We start from the raw sequence: 12,260 nt of genomic DNA, 5'->3' as shown, positions 1-12,260 counted from the left end.
GAAACGGAGCATGAAACACTTGAAAAGTCCTATCGCCACAGGCTTTTCCAGCGGTCACAAAGAATTTTCAAATAAATGCACATTCTGTCTTGACGAAATGCTTCCGAAAGGTACGATTTTGGTGGAGTGCGGCAAAATGCTCCAGCGCGGTACACCGAAAATGCGTCCCAAGCTGGGCAAGGATCATCAGCCGGTAAAGGACCGGCATGGCAATCCGGTCTATGAGACCGTAAAGGACAAAAATGGCAAAGTGGTCTATGAGCCTTATCGTATTAAGGTTCTCAATACCATCAACTTCAAAAAGTCCATGCACTACAATCCTTTTGCCTATCTGCACAGCGAAAAGGACATTTTGAAGCTGGTTACGACTTTAATAGCGAATACCAAGGGAGAAGGCAAGGCTGGAGATGATTTCTGGGTCAAGGCGGAAACGCTTTTGTACTGCGCCCTCATCGGGTATATCCATTATGAGGCTCCGGTGGAGGAACAGAACTTCTCCACCCTCATTGAGTTCATCAACGCCATGGAAGTCCGGGAGGACGACGAGGAGTTCAAGAACCCGGTGGACCTGATGTTTGATGCACTGGAAGCAGAAAAGCCTAATCATTTTGCCGTCCGCCAATATAAAAAATACAAGCTGGCCGCCGGTGTTGTATGCTCTAAAAGACTTCTTAATCAAGTGGTTGGGAAGTCTCTTAGAACACATAACCTAAAGTCGTAGAAAGGAGCGCAAGCAATGAGAAGAAACGAGAAAATTACTGTTCTTTACGAGCGTTTGAGCCGTGATGATGATTTACAGGGCGAGAGCAATTCTATCTCCAACCAAAAGAAGCTGTTGGAGGACTACGCCGCCCAGCATGACTTTCCGAATCCTGTCCACTTTACGGATGATGGTATCAGCGGCACTTGTTTTGACCGCCCCGGATTTTTAGCCATGATGAAAGAGGTTGAAGCCGGGAATGTGGAATACCTCTGTATCAAGGACATGAGCCGTCTGGGGCGTGACTATCTGAAAGTCGGTCAGATTATGGAAATCCTGCGACAGCGTGGTGTGCGCCTTATCGCCATCAATGACGGCGTGGACAGCGCCAGAGGGGATGATGATTTCACCCCTTTCCGCAACATCATGAATGAGTATTACGCCAGAGACACCAGCCGTAAAATCCGTTCCACTTTTCAATCCAAAGGCAAGACAGGCAAGCACCTCACGGGGACGGTCATTTACGGCTACCTCTGGAACGAAGCCAGAGACCAATGGTTGGTTGACCCCGAAGCCGCCGAGGTTGTGAAGCGTATTTTTGCCATGACGATTGAGGGCTACGGTCCGTATCAGATCGCAAACCGGCTGAAAGAAGATAAAGTCCTCATTCCGTCCGCTTACCTTGCACAGCATGGCGAGGGCGTGAACAAGAACAAGACTTTCAAAGATATGTACGGCTGGGGTTCCTCCACCATCGTAAATATTCTGGAAAAGCGGGAGTATCTGGGACACACCATCAACTTCAAGACCCGCAAGCACTTCAAAGACAAGAAAAGCCATTATGTCCCGGAGGACGAATGGACAATTTTCGAGAATACTCATGAAGCCATCATTGACCAGCAGACCTTTGACCTTGTGCAGAAAATCCGCAGCAAGGTCAGACGCTACCCGGACGGCTGGGGCGAGGTTGCACCCCTCACAGGTTTGCTTTATTGTGCCGATTGCGGCGGCAAGATGTATGTCCACCGCACCAACAACGGCAAACGCATTTCTCAATATACCTGTTCACAGTACACCAAAGTCCCAGTCGGAACGATCTGCAAGACACAGCACCGTATCAATGAAGATGTGGTACTGTCCCTTGTCTCCGATATGCTCAAAGCCATTGCCGAGTATGCCAAGCATGACCGAGCCGAGTTTGTCCGAGTGGTACAGGAAGCGCAGTCAAACCAGCAGACGGCAGAGGTCAGGAAACAGCGGACACGCCTTGCCACCGCCAAGCAGAGAGTGTCCGAGCTGGAAGTCCTGCTCTGTAAAATCTATGAGGACAACATTTTAGGAAAGCTGTCCGACAGCAGATACGCCACTCTGGACGCTCAATACGAAAAGGAACAGTCCGAGCTTACCGTTGAAATTTCTGCTCTGGAAAAGGCTATCAAGAGCTACGAGAAGCACGAAAAGGACGCTGACCGTTTTATCGCTCTGATTGACAAATACGAGAACTTCGACAAGCTGACCATTGCCATGCTCAATGAGTTTATCGAGAAAATTCTTGTGCATGAGCGTGACCGCAAAGGCAGTATACAGACCACGCAGGAGGTCGAGATTTACTTCAATTTTGTCGGGCGATTTGTTCCCCCGGCATTTGGCGAAGTGGAACTTACACAGGAGGAATTAGAGGAAATCCGCAAGCGTGAGGAACGCAAGGACAGACTTCATCAAAATTACTTGAAGCGCAAAGCCAGCGGAGCGCAGAAGCAATACGAGGACAAAATCAAGGAGAGGAAAAAGGCAGAAATGGACGCAAAGAAAGCCGCCATTCGTGCGGAGGACATTGCAAAGGGCGTGTTCATCCCTGTCAGCAGTTTACCGCAAAAAGAGCCGATGAAAGCCGTTATCTGAATACAGAGAGGAACGCCCGAAAGGTTTTTAGACTGTTCGGGCGTTTCTTTGCGCCATTGGTAGAATTTTTCACATTTTTGTGATATACTTTATTTGTCGAAAGAGCGAGACAAATAAGAATTTGATGAGGTGTAATTATGGTAAGAATTGCAACAGTAAATGATGCAGAGCAATTAAACATCTTAAATGTTGAATTTAATGGTGAGAGCGACACAAGCATAGACAATATTAGAAATTCCCTTATGAATAATAAACAGGAAGTTGTTATCGTTGCTGATGAAGATGATATGTTAGTTGGATTTGTTTGTGTTCAGCTTAAAAAATCGTTCTGCTATGATGAATATATGCCTGAAATTACAGAAGTGTATGTTAAACCAGCATACAGAAAAAGAGGCTTAGCGAGTGAGATGATTACTTTTGCAGAGGCTTATTGTAGTAAGAATTATCCACTTGACAAATATGAACTTCTAACAGGACAAGAAAATCTTGTTGCACAAACTGTATATAATAAACTTGGTTATGTAGATGATAATGAACTTCATTTATCAAAACGAGTTAAGAGATAGTCAAATTCCAATTTATCGGGCTGTCGAAAAACCCTTTAGGAACTAAAGGGCGCACTTCTATACTCTCCTGTCGGAAGTATCGTGCGTCCTGCGGAGCTTCACTCTCCGTCAGCAGAAGAAAACTGCATGACCGAGAATGTTGCGTCACTTCGTTCCGTCAAGGTGGCTACACCCCCTTGCGCCGCTAAAGCGGCTATCCCCTGTGGACTTGCCGTCCGCAAACGGTTTTGACAAACCGTTCGCCGCCAGCAAGTTTGAAAAACTGAATACCGAAAAACTGACCGTTGACTGGTCGCAATCTGCGAAAAGTTGACGGTCTTTTTTTATCCCCATTTTCAAAAAAGGAGGTCAAACAAAATGGCAAAACCGAAAACCCTCGAACAGCTCCGAGCCGACAAGGAACGAGCCGAGACGCAGCTTGCACAGGAACAGCACAAGCTGGAGCGTCTGGAGAACAGAAAGAAGTATCTGGAGAAAGGCGAGAGACAAAAGCGCACCCATCGTCTTTGCAATCTGGGCGGCACGATTGAGAGCCTTGCCCCGGAGGTCAAGGATCTCACACGCACCGAAATGACCGAGCTGATGGAACACATCTTTTCTCTGCCCGAAGTCCGGCGAGCCGTCCGACACATGGCGATTACCCACATCAGCCAAGCGAACAGAGAAAAGGAGTTGAAAGCCGATGGCACTATTTCATCTGAGCGTCACGCAGACTAAACGAAGCGCAGGACAGTCCGCTATTGCTTCTGCCGCTTATCGAGCCGGAGAGCGTTTGTATAGCGAGTATTATGGCGAGTACAGCGACTACACCCGAAAGGGCGGCGTGATCTGTTCTGACATTCTCCTGCCATCCTATGCACCGCCCGAATACGCAGACCGTCAGACGCTATGGAACGCCGTGGAAAAAGCCGAGTGTGGAAAGAACGCCCAGCTTGCATACAGCTTTGACATTGCCTTGCAGAATGAGTTCTCCCTTGAGGAAAACATCGCTCTTGCAAGGCAATTTTTGTTAGAGAACTTTGTGAGCCGGGGCATGGTGGTTGACTTTGCCGTACACCAGCCAGACCGTGAGGACGGCGGCATACCCAATCCGCATTTTCATGTGCTTTGCCCTATCCGTCCCATCGAGCAGAACGGCAAATGGGGGATAAAGCAACACCGAGTGTACGAGCTGGACGAGGACGGCAACCGTATCCGGGGAGCAGACGGGAACTTTGTGTTCAACGCTGTTCCCACTACCGACTGGGGCAGTCCCGAAACGCTGGAACATTGGCGTCAGACATGGGCTGAACTATGCAACGCCAAGTTTGCGGAGAAAGGGCTTGATGTTCGTATCGACCACCGAAGCTATGAGCGTCAGGGCGTGGATTTGCTTCCCACCGTCCATGAGGGCGCAACCGTCCGGGCAATGGAGAAGAAAGGCATACGCACCGAAAAGGGCGAGTTCAACCGTTGGATAAAAGCCACTAATGCTGTTATCCGGGATATCAAGAAGAAAATCTCTCTCCTGTTCGATTGGATTGCCGAAGCAAAAGCGGAACTTGCCAAGCCGCAGGCACCCGACCTTGTTTCTCTGCTGAACGCCTACTACACCCAGCGCAAAGCCGGGGCATATTCCCAGAAAGGCAAAATCAGCAACCTAAAGGAGATGAATGAGACTTTCAATTATCTCCGGGCAAACGGCATTTACACCCTTGAAGATTTGGAAAGCCGTGTCAATGAACACAGCTCCACCACAGAAAGCTTGAAGAAAACGCTGGACGGGCAGACCGCACGAATGAAAGCAATTAAGCAGCTCTCTGACAGCTCCGCTACTTTCCAGAGCTTGAAGCCAGTCTATGACGGCTTGCAGAAAATCAAGTTTGAGAAGCCCAGAGCCAAGTACAAGGCAGAGCATGAAGCGGAACTGAAACAGTTCTACGCCGCCAGACGAAAGCTGACCGGGGAGTTCCCGGACGGCAAGGTGGATATGAAAAAGCTGTCCGCAGAGTATGACGCTCTGGAACAGGCACATGACATCACCTACGGCGAGTTTAAGACCGTCAGAGACGATTTGCACCGCCTTTGGAAGGTCAAGTCATGTGTAGATACTGCCGCCCGATTTAACGAGCACACAGAGCAAGAAAAGCTCCAAAATCGACCCCAAACACGACACAAAAAGGAGGAACTATCCCGATGAATTACACCCAAGCACAGATTGACAGGGCAAACGCCGTCAGTCTGGAAGATTTTCTCCGAACACAGGGAGAGACACTAATCAAAAGCGGACGAGAATACCGCTGGAAAGAACATGACAGCTTGACCGTCCGAGGAAACAAGTGGTTTCGCCACAGCCAGAGCAAGGGCGGCTATCCCATTGATTTTGTCATGGAGTTTTACGGCAAGTCCTTTCCCGAAGCCGTCCAGATGTTGACAGGCGAAAACGGCGAGGGACAGACCGAAGCTACCACAGCACCGCCCACAGAGTTTCACTTGCCGCTACACAACCGAACAGCCGACAGAGCAATTCAATATCTTTGCGAAAGCCGAGGTCTCAACAAAACGCTTGTTGAGGCTTTTCTTCTTTCCGGGGATATTTACGAGGACGCAAAGCGGCACAATGTTGTGTTTGTCGGCAGAGACCGAAGCGGCACGCCGAGATACGCCCATGTGCGAGGAACGGCAGACCCATTCAGACAGGACATTACCGGCTCCGATAAATCCTATCCGTTCCGTTACGAGGGCAACAGCAACCAGCTCTTTGTCTTTGAAGCACCGATAGACCTTTTGTCCTTTATCTGCCTTTATCCGCAGGACTGGCAGACAAGGAGCTATCTTGCCCTGGGCGGCGTTTCGGGCAAAGCCCTTGACCGTTTCCTTTCTGACCGCAGGGACACCCGAAAAGTGTTCCTCTGCCTTGACAGCGACACCGCAGGAAGTGAAGCCTGCACTCGACTGGCGCAGGACATTCCCAGCGAGATCGCCGTCATTCGCCTTGTCCCGGCAAGGAAAGACTGGAACGATGTTCTCCGTCAGCAAGGGGACATTCCGAGCCGCAAATTCATAGCCGAGACAATCACGCTGCGAGAGCTGCCCACCGCCCAGCCTGTCCCAATGCTCCGCATGGCTGATGTGGAGCTGACGAGCGTGGATTGGCTATGGTTTCCGTATATCCCCTTTGGAAAGCTGACCATCATACAGGGCAACCCCGGCGAGGGCAAGACCTACTTTGCCATGCGCCTTGCGGCGGCTTGCACCAACCGAAAGCCTTTGCCCGGCATGGAGACCATTGACCCTTTCAATATCATCTACCAGACCGCCGAGGACGGTCTGGGTGATACCGTGAAGCCCCGACTGATTGAAGCGGACGCAGACCTTGAAAGAGTGCTTGTCATTGACGACAGGGACACACCACTGACCCTTGCCGATGAACGCATAGCAAGGGCAATCCGTGAGAACAACGCAAGGCTGGTTATCATTGACCCGGTACAGGCGTTTCTTGGGGCAGATGTTGACATGAACAGGGCTAACGAGGTGCGCCCGATATTCCGCAGTCTGGGAGACATTGCACAGGCTACTGGGTGCGCTATCGTGCTGATAGGACACCTGAACAAAGCCGCAGGAACACAAAGCACCTACCGAGGATTGGGGTCTATCGACATTACGGCGGCAGTCCGCAGTCTGCTCTTTATCGGCAAGCTGAAGGACAGCCCCACAACGAGGGTGCTTATCCATGAGAAAAGCTCCCTTGCGCCGCCCGGACAGTCTCTTGCTTTTTCTCTGGGAGATGAGAAAGGCTTTGAGTGGATAGGAGCTTATGACATTACCGCTGACGAGCTTCTTGCCGGGACGGACACCGCCAAGACCGAGAGCAAGACCGCACAGGCGCAAATGCTTATTCTGGAACTGCTTGCGGACGGAAAGCGTATGCCGAGTGCAGAACTTGAGAAAGCGGTCAATGAGCGTGGGATTTCGTCACGCACCATGAGAACGGCAAAGAGCCGTATCGGGGACAGGCTTGTGACCGAGAAAGACGGCACAGCATGGGTCTGCTATCTCCGAGACTGACAACAGGAACACGGCAAGCGTGGCAAAGACGGCAAGGGTTTTATAGATACCTTAATGTTGCCGCCTTGCCTTCTTCCCTCATACCGATACCGCCCGATGATGAATAGTCACCGGGCATTTTTCATTTACAGGAGGATTTTGAATGAACAATACCGCAACCCTCAGCACCACCAACAACAGCCCTTGCCCGACTGTCAGAAAGCAGATCGGCAAGACCACCTATATCGTCCGGGTCCATTTCAGCGAGACCGCCAAAGAGACGATGGAGGACAAAATCAAGCGTCTGCTCCGTGAAGAAGTCCGCAGAATGTGACTTCTTTGTAAACTTGATTAAAAAGTCCTTGACAATTCGTTTCTGGCAAAACAGCTAAAAGCATACTGATTAGCTGCGGTGCGCGCCTTGCTGTGTTCGATATTGCGGAGCTGAGGGAGGTCACTTCCTACGATGAGCTGGAGCTGGATACGCTGGGAGATCGGAAAACTGCCCTGTTCCTTATTATGAGCGATACGGATGACAGTTTTAACTTTCTCATTTCCATGTGCTACACCCAGTTATTCAACCTGCTCTGCGAAAAAGCCGACGATGTGTACGGCGGGCGGCTACCGATCCATGTGCGCTGCCTTATCGACGAGTGCGCCAACATCGGCCAGATTCCCAAACTGGAAAAGCTGGTGGCTACCATCCGAAGCCGTGAGATCTCCGCCTGTCTGGTCTTGCAGGCGCAAAGCCAACTGAAAGCCATCTACAAGGACAATGCCGATACCATCATCGGCAATATGGATACCTCCATTTTCCTGGGCGGTAAAGAGCCGACTACCCTCAAAGAGCTGGCTGCCGTGCTGGGCAAGGAAACCATCGACACCTACAACACCGGTGAGAACCGTGGGCGGGAAATCTCCCACTCTCTCAACTACCAAAAGCTCGGCAAAGAGCTGATGAGCCAGGATGAACTGGCCGTTATGGACGGCGGCAAGTGCATCCTTCAGCTGCGCGGTGTGCGGCCTTTCCTTTCGGATAAGTACGACATTACCAAGCACCCCAATTTCAAATACACAGCCGACGCAAGCGACAAGAACACTTTTGACATTGAAGCGTTCCTGTCCACCCGGCTGAAACTCAAGCCCAATGAGGTCTGCGACGTGTACGAAGTAGATACTCAGGGTGCTTAATTTCGTTCCGCTTTAGAAGGGAGTGATCTTATCTATTCGCCGCAACTGCCCTTTTGGGGCCATTGGCGTACAAAGCGGACAATCGCAAGAAAAAATAATGAAAAAGGAGGACAGCCGGAATCATGCCCCCGGAAACCGGGTGGCAGATTGTTCCGGCTTTTGTATGCCTATGAAACATGACAAACCTATTTTTTAATCAGATTCCGGCTAACAAACTATATGGCATTTTTTGAACAGGCAATCACCGTTCTTCAGACCCTCGTTATCGCCCTCGGCGCTGGTCTCGGTATCTGGGGCGTCATCAACCTGCTGGAAGGTTACGGCAACGACAACCCCGGCGCGAATGCTCATGTGTCGTAAAGAAACACAGAAAAATTTGATAGACAGTCCTACTATATCCGTAAAAAAATGTTTACAAATGGAGCGCACAGAGTTATACTTGTCATCATAGGTTGCCTTGGGTTTCCGCTCTTTGGTATACCCCTTGACGCTGATCACTTCCGGTTCGATCACTTCCGCAGGCTTTTCATCACCGACGGGTGTACCGAACAGATTCAGCTGTCCGTCCAGCTGGTCATGGCGTATTTCACTGGTTGAGCCAAAGACCTTGTTCTTAAGATACGCAAGCTGAGACTGGAGATTCGCGATCAGAAGGTCTTTTTCACTGTCCTTCGCATTGCGTTCTTCCAGCATCTTCTGCAATGAACTTATGAGTTCGTTCTGAGTGCTGATTGTTTTATTCAGTTGTGAGATTGTATCCTTAAGCTCTAAGAGCTGGATATCTTTTACTCCTGAAGGCATGGTCTTCTGCTCCGTTTTTTGATACTTCTATTGTACCATAAACAGGTGCAAAAGCCTAGAAAAATCAAGCGTTTCAGGCACTTTTTATTGCCTTTGGCTGCTCGATCTCAAGACCGGACATGAGCCAGTCAAACTGCCTCCATGTAATGGTTTTCACCTCGTCACGGTTACGTGGCCACCGGTATTTTCCGGTGTTATGATCGAGGCGTTTATATAAAAGCACAAAACCGTCATTCTCATGAAGGAGTGCCTTTATCCTGTCATTGCGTCTGCCGCAGAAAAGGTAGAGCGCGGTGGTATGCTCCGGTTCAAAGTGAAGCTGGTCTCTGATGATGGCGCACAGACCATCGATTGATTTTCTCATATCGGTGTAGCCACAAATGATATAAATATCTGTTGCAGCTGTAATGTCGCCTAGCATGATGCACCTCCCACAGACCGGATGATCTGTGCTAAAAGTGCCGGATCTATATCATTTGAAATCCTGATCAGGGCGGAGCCGAGTTTGATCTCAGCAGTTGCTTCCATACAGTTTGTATCCGTATGATCCGGAAGCACGCTTAAAAGCTGTGGTGTCTCTTCGTGCAGAACAGGCTGGTCAACGATTTCAAGTTTGACAACATCCTGTTGTTCCGAAGGCTTATAGCCTCCCCGGCCTGTTGCCGGCGGAATATCATAGCAGGATTTTTTGCGAAGCCGCTTGACCCAGTTGTAGAATGTACCGGGTTTGATCCCGTGCTCGTTGCACCACTGAAAATCGCTTAGTCCGCTGCTGCGACATTCCATGATGAGCCGGTATTGCTCATCGGCAGTTCGTCTTTCTGTCTGCATAAATGTAACCTCCATAATTGTAGTAAAATGCTTGCTTACTGCTAGATCCTAGCGCCGGATCATAGAGTAAAATGCTGGCATATGTGATTACTACTATTATGGCAAATATATGACCAAGCGAACAGATACCCTTATATTAGGCGCTTACCTTTAAGGAGAGGTTATAATGAACAAAGTAAATATAAAAGATAGTCAAAATTTTATTACTTCAAAATATCACATAGAAAAAATAATGAATTGCATAAGTTTAGATGAAAAAGATAACATCTTTGAAATAGGTGCAGGGAAAGGTCATTTTACTGCTGAATTGGTAAAGAGATGTAATTTTGTTACGGCGATAGAAATTGATTCTAAATTATGTGAGGTAACTCGTAATAAGCTCTTAAATTATCCTAACTATCAAATAGTAAATGATGATATACTGAAATTTACATTTCCTAGCCACAATCCATATAAAATATTTGGCAGCATACCTTACAACATAAGCACAAATATAATTCGAAAAATTGTTTTTGAAAGTTCAGCCACAATAAGTTATTTAATAGTGGAATATGGTTTTGCTAAAAGGTTATTAGATACAAACAGATCACTAGCATTGCTGTTAATGGCAGAGGTAGATATTTCTATATTAGCAAAAATTCCTAGGTATTATTTCCATCCAAAACCTAAAGTGGATAGCGCATTAATTGTATTAAAAAGAAAGCCAGCAAAAATGGCATTTAAAGAGAGAAAAAAATATGAAACTTTTGTAATGAAATGGGTTAACAAAGAGTATGAAAAACTGTTTACAAAAAATCAATTTAATAAAGCTTTAAAACATGCGAGAATATATGATATAAACAATATTAGTTTCGAACAATTTGTATCGCTATTTAATAGTTATAAAATATTTAACGGCTAAAAACAATAGGCCACATGCAACTGTAAATGTTTAGTTATAGGTAGGGTAGCATAAGTTAAAATGCTATTCTGCCTTTTAAAAGTATGGTATACATTCCAGAGAGAGATTGGATATGTTCCCGTATACCGATAGTGCCAAAAGCGAAGTGGATATGTTTCCGAGAACGGACGTACTCAAATGACATTCATTCTGTCCTCTCCAGCCAGCTCATGGAGGGAAACGACCATGAGTAAACTTCTCCCCTATGAAACAATCGTTAAAGCCCATGAGGGCGACCCGGACGCAATCGACACGGTTCTTTCCCACTACGCCGGATATATCCGCTACTTCTCCAAAATAAACGGACAGGTCAACTCCGAGGTGGAGGACTATGTGAAGCAGCGGCTCATTGCCGCGCTGTTCAAATTTCGCTTTGACCGTTGAGTTATATCCAATGTCAGACAAGAAAAAAATCAAGCTGATTTTCAAACCGTCTCATTGCATGGAATAATCTGCTCCACTATAATTAAGGCAGGAGGTGTTGAGAGATGGCGAATGAAGATAAAAAAGATTTTAATGCCATGCTACATGATAGCAAGGATATGCCTAAATTTCAGATTATTACCGACCAGAAAAGCATTGAGAAATATGGCGGAAGCAGAATGTATTTTGCCCCACCAATCGAATATGATAAAGTGATGAAACTAATTCCTTATGGCAAAGTAATCACTGTCGGAAAAATCCGTGAATATTTTGCTAAACTGAATGGAGCGGATTTCACAGAGCCTATTACAGCCGGGATTTTTGTATCTATTGCAGCATGGGCGAGTTACCAGCGTTCTGAAGATGAAACCCCGTATTGGCGAACCTTAAAGGCAAACGGGGAATTGAACGCAAAATATCCCGGCGGTGTAGAGGCACAAAAGGAAAAGTTGGAAGCGGAAGGCCACACAATTATTCAGAAAGGACGCACAAATATAAAGTATTTTGTAAAGGACTATGAAAGTATTCTTTTTGATTTGAGATGAGAAGTTTTTATTTGCTAAACGCGTTATCGTCATACCAGCCAGCCCTAAACTTTCAAAACTGAATACCAGCCGCCACCGGCGACCAGCGAAAGCAGTAAGTCTGAAAAAGATTTGCTGCTTTTTTTGTTGCCCGTTCTGGCTCCCGGCCATTTTGCCCCCTGCCGGTTGTAGTAGTAAATGAGGGGAGAAATTTTCCCGCCCGGATATTTGGCATTTTCAAAATCTCGGTGCCGTCAAGATTTATGCGCAAAATTATTTGCAGGCTCCGGCTGAATGAAGTCAGCCGGCAATAGAGGCGTCGTACAGAGCCGCCTCCAAGTGCTTCATGTTCATGT

The 12,260-nt window shown here is 47.7% G+C and carries 12 protein-coding genes and 4 pseudogenes; 12 read left to right on the top strand and 4 right to left on the bottom strand.

The window, feature by feature from the left end; translation table 11 throughout:
* Window positions 1-103: 103 nt before the first annotated feature.
* From ACTQ3R_RS15745 to ACTQ3R_RS15705, 9 genes and pseudogenes are all read left to right on the top strand, one after another.
* Window positions 104-676, top strand: a pseudogene (locus ACTQ3R_RS15745) (type IV secretory system conjugative DNA transfer family protein); the annotation flags it as partial.
* Window positions 677-736: 60 nt separating this feature from the next.
* Window positions 737-2,602 carry a recombinase family protein gene (locus ACTQ3R_RS15740; protein ID WP_105118872.1) on the top strand — a complete coding sequence of 622 codons (1,866 nt, stop codon included), beginning with the start codon at window positions 737-739 and terminating at the stop codon, window positions 2,600-2,602.
* A gap of 137 nt (window positions 2,603-2,739) precedes the next feature.
* Window positions 2,740-3,168, top strand: coding sequence for a GNAT family N-acetyltransferase (locus tag ACTQ3R_RS15735; RefSeq protein WP_154468344.1), 429 nt, complete (start codon window positions 2,740-2,742; stop codon window positions 3,166-3,168).
* Between the two features lie 357 nt (window positions 3,169-3,525).
* The gene (locus ACTQ3R_RS15730; RefSeq protein ID WP_154468343.1) at window positions 3,526-3,885 is read left to right on the top strand and encodes a DUF3847 domain-containing protein; all 360 of its coding nucleotides are present in this window, start codon (window positions 3,526-3,528) and stop codon (window positions 3,883-3,885) included.
* Window positions 3,851-5,347, top strand: coding sequence for a MobQ family relaxase (gene mobQ / locus ACTQ3R_RS15725; RefSeq protein ID WP_154468342.1), 1,497 nt, complete (start codon window positions 3,851-3,853; stop codon window positions 5,345-5,347). The genes ACTQ3R_RS15730 and mobQ overlap by 35 nt, the downstream gene beginning before the upstream one ends.
* On the top strand, window positions 5,344-7,215 hold the full coding sequence (locus ACTQ3R_RS15720) for an AAA family ATPase (RefSeq protein WP_441780129.1): 1,872 nt from the start codon (window positions 5,344-5,346) through the stop codon (window positions 7,213-7,215). The genes mobQ and ACTQ3R_RS15720 overlap by 4 nt, the downstream gene beginning before the upstream one ends.
* A gap of 142 nt (window positions 7,216-7,357) precedes the next feature.
* Window positions 7,358-7,528, top strand: coding sequence for a transposon-encoded TnpW family protein (locus ACTQ3R_RS15715; protein ID WP_441019419.1), 171 nt, complete (start codon window positions 7,358-7,360; stop codon window positions 7,526-7,528).
* A gap of 32 nt (window positions 7,529-7,560) precedes the next feature.
* A pseudogene (locus tag ACTQ3R_RS15710) lies at window positions 7,561-8,385 on the top strand (VirD4-like conjugal transfer protein, CD1115 family); the annotation flags it as partial.
* Between the two features lie 219 nt (window positions 8,386-8,604).
* Window positions 8,605-8,733, top strand: a pseudogene (locus tag ACTQ3R_RS15705) (Maff2 family protein); the annotation flags it as partial.
* A gap of 135 nt (window positions 8,734-8,868) precedes the next feature.
* Here ACTQ3R_RS15705 and ACTQ3R_RS15700 read toward each other — a convergent pair.
* From ACTQ3R_RS15700 to tnpA, 3 genes and pseudogenes are all read right to left on the bottom strand, one after another.
* A pseudogene (locus ACTQ3R_RS15700) lies at window positions 8,869-9,078 on the bottom strand (IS66 family transposase); the annotation flags it as partial.
* Between the two features lie 181 nt (window positions 9,079-9,259).
* Window positions 9,260-9,607: an IS66 family insertion sequence element accessory protein TnpB gene (gene tnpB, locus ACTQ3R_RS15695; RefSeq protein ID WP_075704897.1), complete on the bottom strand. Its 348-nt coding sequence runs from the start codon at window positions 9,605-9,607 to the stop codon at window positions 9,260-9,262.
* Complete coding sequence (gene tnpA, locus ACTQ3R_RS15690) at window positions 9,601-10,017, bottom strand: IS66 family insertion sequence element accessory protein TnpA (protein ID WP_075704896.1); 417 nt, start codon at window positions 10,015-10,017, stop codon at window positions 9,601-9,603. The genes tnpB and tnpA overlap by 7 nt, the downstream gene beginning before the upstream one ends.
* Before the next feature lie 166 nt (window positions 10,018-10,183).
* Between tnpA and erm(G) the strand changes: the two genes are divergently transcribed.
* From erm(G) to ACTQ3R_RS15675, 3 genes are all read left to right on the top strand, one after another.
* Window positions 10,184-10,918, top strand: coding sequence for a 23S rRNA (adenine(2058)-N(6))-methyltransferase Erm(G) (gene erm(G), locus ACTQ3R_RS15685; RefSeq protein WP_014387027.1), 735 nt, complete (start codon window positions 10,184-10,186; stop codon window positions 10,916-10,918).
* Between the two features lie 225 nt (window positions 10,919-11,143).
* Window positions 11,144-11,341, top strand: a complete 198-nt coding sequence (locus tag ACTQ3R_RS15680; RefSeq protein WP_075704895.1) for a helix-turn-helix domain-containing protein — start codon at window positions 11,144-11,146, stop codon at window positions 11,339-11,341.
* 104 nt (window positions 11,342-11,445) lie between these two features.
* Entirely contained in the window at window positions 11,446-11,925 is a 480-nt protein-coding gene (locus ACTQ3R_RS15675; RefSeq protein ID WP_075704894.1) for an MGMT family protein, read from the top strand.
* Window positions 11,926-11,977: 52 nt separating this feature from the next.
* Here ACTQ3R_RS15675 and ACTQ3R_RS15670 read toward each other — a convergent pair.
* Window positions 11,978-12,260: hypothetical protein (locus tag ACTQ3R_RS15670; protein ID WP_441780130.1), on the bottom strand; the 283-nt coding region annotated here is incomplete at its 5' end.

It is taken from the genome of Lawsonibacter sp. LCP25S3_E2 (genome assembly GCF_052117285.1).
Lineage (GTDB): Bacteria > Bacillota > Clostridia > Oscillospirales > Oscillospiraceae > Lawsonibacter.
Note: the sequence above shows the minus strand (reverse complement) of the source record. Positions and strands in the feature narration are given on the sequence as shown.

Bases quoted from the DNA above. Each gene is read 5' to 3' on its own strand.
- ACTQ3R_RS15740 (WP_105118872.1), top strand. From the start codon at position 737: ATGAGAAGAAACGAGAAAATTACTGTTCTTTACGAGCGTTTGAGCCGT.
- ACTQ3R_RS15735 (WP_154468344.1), top strand. From the start codon at position 2,740: ATGGTAAGAATTGCAACAGTAAATGATGCAGAGCAATTAAACATCTTA.
- ACTQ3R_RS15730 (WP_154468343.1), top strand. From the start codon at position 3,526: ATGGCAAAACCGAAAACCCTCGAACAGCTCCGAGCCGACAAGGAACGA.
- mobQ (WP_154468342.1), top strand. From the start codon at position 3,851: ATGGCACTATTTCATCTGAGCGTCACGCAGACTAAACGAAGCGCAGGA.
- ACTQ3R_RS15720 (WP_441780129.1), top strand. From the start codon at position 5,344: ATGAATTACACCCAAGCACAGATTGACAGGGCAAACGCCGTCAGTCTG.
- ACTQ3R_RS15715 (WP_441019419.1), top strand. From the start codon at position 7,358: ATGAACAATACCGCAACCCTCAGCACCACCAACAACAGCCCTTGCCCG.
- tnpB (WP_075704897.1), bottom strand. From the start codon at position 9,607: ATGCTAGGCGACATTACAGCTGCAACAGATATTTATATCATTTGTGGC.
- tnpA (WP_075704896.1), bottom strand. From the start codon at position 10,017: ATGCAGACAGAAAGACGAACTGCCGATGAGCAATACCGGCTCATCATG.
- ACTQ3R_RS15680 (WP_075704895.1), top strand. From the start codon at position 11,144: ATGAGTAAACTTCTCCCCTATGAAACAATCGTTAAAGCCCATGAGGGC.
- ACTQ3R_RS15675 (WP_075704894.1), top strand. From the start codon at position 11,446: ATGGCGAATGAAGATAAAAAAGATTTTAATGCCATGCTACATGATAGC.